The organism is Bacillus sp. 05T31 (genome assembly GCF_056396725.1).
Genome location: NZ_JBFTMA010000324.1, coordinates 1 through 4,518, shown reverse-complemented (window position 1 = coordinate 4,518; position 4,518 = coordinate 1). Strand labels below are relative to the sequence as shown.

General features: G+C 34.0%; 4 protein-coding genes. All 4 read right to left on the bottom strand.

Features of this window, described 5'->3' with window-relative positions; translation table 11 throughout:
* Positions 1-207: 207 nt before the first annotated feature.
* Positions 208-1,353, bottom strand: coding sequence for an ABC transporter permease (locus AC1DJR_RS18230; RefSeq protein ID WP_002031112.1), 1,146 nt, complete (start codon positions 1,351-1,353; stop codon positions 208-210).
* Between the two features lies 1 nt (position 1,354).
* Entirely contained in the window at positions 1,355-2,464 is a 1,110-nt protein-coding gene (locus tag AC1DJR_RS18225; RefSeq protein WP_477003185.1) for an ABC transporter permease, read from the bottom strand.
* Positions 2,465-2,501: 37 nt separating this feature from the next.
* Positions 2,502-3,440: an ABC transporter ATP-binding protein gene (locus AC1DJR_RS18220; RefSeq protein WP_477003184.1), complete on the bottom strand. Its 939-nt coding sequence runs from the start codon at positions 3,438-3,440 to the stop codon at positions 2,502-2,504.
* Positions 3,441-3,729: 289 nt separating this feature from the next.
* Positions 3,730-4,518: sensor histidine kinase (locus AC1DJR_RS18215; RefSeq protein ID WP_477003183.1), on the bottom strand; the 789-nt coding region annotated here is incomplete at its 5' end.

Genomic DNA, 4,518 nt, shown 5'->3' with positions numbered 1-4,518 from the left:
TCGATATGCATCCAAATTAAAATAAAAACGAAAATAACAATAATAATAGAAGTAACTCGCAATATTTTTTTAATCATTTTGATTTCCTTCCGCTCATATTACTTACTATTTCGTAGTGTTTCATTAAATTATTTTTTCATACGAAATGTCTTTCTTACTTTTATTTGCGAATACAAAAAGGCGTGGCATTACGCCACACCTTTTTCATTAAACAAAGTTCCTTGCATCATTATTTCTTCCAAATTTATAAATAGCAATTAAGAAGAATGCTATCGCGAAAGCGAATAAAATTAAAATATTTAAATACAACTCAGAAAATGGAATGCCTTGCTGTAGTTTTGAAATCGTATCTAGTAACCAACGCTGCGGAAGGAAATCAGCTACTTTTTGTACTGCTTTCGGCATAATGTCGTACGGGAAATAACATCCAGCAAGTAAACATGTTGGTACTATTACTATATTTTGCATTGCATTTGAAGCAGTTGAACTTTTTGAAAAAGACACAATGACTAATGATAAACCAATTGCAATTAAAGCGAATATCATAAGCACACCAATCATAACTATGAAAGGCATATTTATAGTTGTGTGAAAAACATTCGTCATAAAGAATACTGCAATTACAATTTGTACTGTTAATATCATCATATTTACTGCGACATTAGATAATATAAATTTCTTTCCGTCAATCGGCGTTGATAATAATCTAAAATACGTTCTGTTCTCTTTTTCTTTTAAAATAAATCCTGATAAGTTCACTGCTGAAAATAACATAAACATAATAAGATAACCCATCGTTTGATTTGTCATATCTTTATTTTTTGAAGTATCTTCAAGTGTCTCAGACTTTACTTTAAATGAACTTTTTTGATAACCAGCGTACATACTATTAAACGTACTTTGATCGGCCCCTGCCACTTTACTAATCGCAGCGATGTTATCAACATAGTTATATAAATACGATTTTATAAATCCTGTTACTTGATCGCCTTTAATCGATGAAATCTCAATATGACTCGGTTTCCCTTCTCGAACACTTTCAGAAAAACCAGACTGTAATGTAATAACACCATCAAGTTTTTTTGAAGTGAGTTTATCTTCCACTTCAGATTCCTTAATTTTACTAACATTTACATGATTGAGTCCTTCTAAAAATTTCACTGTATCATTTGCGATAGGTTGATTTTCTTTATTTATAACCCCAATATTTAACGTTCCTTGCCCTACATTCCCATATATCGAAAAGGAAATGAGCGTTCCTATTATCGGCAAGCTAATAATAATGAGTAGCCCCTTTTTATTTTTCAGAAGCACAGATAACGTTTTTTGTATGAGCCATAAAATATCTTTCATACTATAGCCCCTCCCGTCTACGTAATGCAATAATCGCAATTAATAAGAAGATTGCTGAAATCCCAAGATTTAAAGATATTACCGGCAGTGCCGCTCCTACATCATTTGCATAAATAATTTTCATAATAGCTGTGTTTGCCCACGTTAATGGTGATAAATTCGTAACGGAATTTTCTTCCACTACGAAATACGCACCACCAAAAATAGACGCTAATTGCACAACAACCATAATAATCGCTCTAGATGCCTCACCTGTTTTTGTAATATATCCGATTCCTAAACCGAAGCTAATTGCTAAAAAGACTTCTGTTAGTAAAATAATAAATATGATTCCAAKATGGTCGCCCCAATTCGCTTGAAAAACAAATTTACTAAATAAAACGACRAGTAATAGACAAAGTGCATTCGCTACAAGACTACCGAGCACTTTCCCAATGAAAATTTCAGCCTTACTTATAGGTGCTGCAATTAAACGATCTCCTGTTTTACGTATTCGTTCTCCTCGAATTAAAAAACTCGCCCCCATTGCAGCGTACAGTGCAATCATCGTCGTCATTACAACCGCATAGTAATCCATAGAACCTGGTTTTTTAGCAGCTTGTAAAGATGTTCCTTTAATATAATCATTATGATTTCCGTTTGAAATAACTGCGCTAACCTTACTCGGATCTACTTTTGCAACTTCGGCCACTACGTTGTACTTATCARCAAATGTTGTAAGCATGCCTTCCACAATACTTCCCTCAATACTACTTTTGTCACTTCCATAAAATTTTGCACCATCTTTATTTAACTCTACATAAGCAGCATATTTATTTTGCTTCACTTCTTCTTTCCCATCTATACCTTCGGAAGCTTTTTTAAAATGAATACCTGATTTATCGACTTCTTTTGTAAATGCTTCAAATGATTGAGAAAACGTGCTACTCGCTTCATCTTTATATAGCACTTGTATATCCTTAAACGATTGACTATCGCTATTAAATGCGTTACTTAACGCTGTTCCTAATACAAGCATAAGCACAATCGGAAATGCTAACATAAAAACTAAAGTTCTTACGTCCCTGAAATCTCTTTTAATGTGCATAACTGCAATATTGAAGATGTTCAATCGATGAACCTCCCTTTACTTTTTCTTCATTTACCTTTTATTTATCTCGTAAGTTTCTTCCAGTCAACGTAAGAAATACTGTCTCTAAGTTCGGAGCCTGCTCCTCTAGCGAACGAATTTCAATGTCATGATTAATGAAATGCTGAATAATTTTATTTAAATTATTTAATCCTGCATCCGAGTTTACCTTGATTACGTTCTCTTCAATTTGAACAGCTTTCACACCRTTTATCTCTTTTAAWTTTTCTACRTCTARATTTTCTACTGACTTYACTTCAATCCAAATRTCTTTCGTATCKGTAATAATCGCTTTTAACTGTTCTTTCGTTCCTTCTGCAATTACTTTACCGTGATCGACAATTGCTATTTTCGTACAAATCTCTTCTACTTCTTCCATGTAGTGACTCGTATAAATAATCGTACTTCCCATYTCATTTAATTTTCGGACAGACTGRAGAATGTAGTTYCTTGACTGCGGATCAATTCCAACTGTCGGTTCATCCATAATAATTAACTTCGGTCTATGWGCGATTGCACAAGCGATATTCAGTCTTCGTTTCATCCCGCCAGAAAAGTTTTTCGGATAACTTTTATGTTTATCACTAAGGCCTACAAATTGAAGTGCTTCCTCTACTCTCGCTTTTAGCTCGGCTCCTCGTAATCCATACAATCCAGCAAAGAATTTCACATTTTCATAGGCAGTTAACTCTTCATAAATCGCAATATCTTGCGGAACGATACCAATATTCATTTTCGCAAATCGATTATGTTTCTTTATATTTTTTCCTAGTATGCTAATTTCACCTTCATTACTTCTTAACAAACCAGCAATCATATTAATCGTTGTACTCTTACCAGCACCATTCGAACCTAAAAAGCCAAATATTTCTCCTTCTTTAATAGATAAAGACATATTATCTACCGCGATGAAATCACCAAATTTTTTCGTTAAATTTTTAATTTCCAATGTGTTCATCATTTCACCCCTATTTCGGTTTCTCTGTTATTATCCCGCTATTTGCGGTCAGTAAGACTCCCACCTCAAAATTCAGCTGGTGCAAAGAAGTTAGGTGGGAGTCGGGCTGCCCGTAAAAATGCCCGATTGGTTCAACTAACAATCAGCGTGGAAAAACACCCCCCCACTGATTGAAGTTTCACTTTATTATAAACAAAAAGAATGAACCTGCTCAGTGCAGAAGTTCACTCTTTTCACATGAGATTATTCACTTTTTTCATATGAGATGATTCATCCTCGTCTCATCCTCTTATATCGGCAATAACATTGTTACTGAAAAACCACTTGTTCCATCTACAATAATTTTTCCGTTTACTGATGCTGTTCGCTCCTCCATCCCCATAATACCGAGGCCTTTCTTAACAAGATCTGCACCTTTACCATTATCCTTCACTTGTACTTTYACCATCTTGTTCAGTACATGAATATCTATTGAAATGACTGTCGCATCAGCATATTTCATCGCGTTTGTTAGTGCCTCCATAACATTTTCACCAATAATCTTCCACTGAATTGGTGAAATCATATCTAAGTTCCCTTTATATACGAATGGAATATTTATATCATGCTTACCAGCAAATTCCTCTATGAATAATTTCATACGATGAATACCAATTTGCTCAGTTGGTGGCTTCATATTTTTTAATGTAATCCGAATGCTTTCAATTCCATCTTTTGAAATATGAATGGCATTTTGTAATAACTCCGCAGATTTTTCTTTATCTATTTCCATTAATCTCTTTGCTGCTTCCATTTGAATTAGTGCACCTGTCATTGAGTGACCGATTTTATCATGAATTTCTTGAGATAGTCGATTTCTCTCTTCCAACTTAAATGTGTACTCTGATTGCCTTATGTACTCTTTATTTTCATTTAGACTTTTCGTCAGTCGCTGCATATCTTTTCGCATCTTATCATTTTGTGATTCCAGCTTTACTACACGCAATATATATCGGTCTGCGATAGTTAAAACGAGAAAAGAAAATGCAACAATTAATCCATAGGTCATTCGAATACTTTCATCTGTAAAGATAATAGG

Excerpts from the sequence above, each read along its gene's own strand:
- AC1DJR_RS18230 (WP_002031112.1), bottom strand. The coding sequence starts at position 1,353 with ATGAAAGATATTTTATGGCTCATACAAAAAACGTTATCTGTGCTTCTG.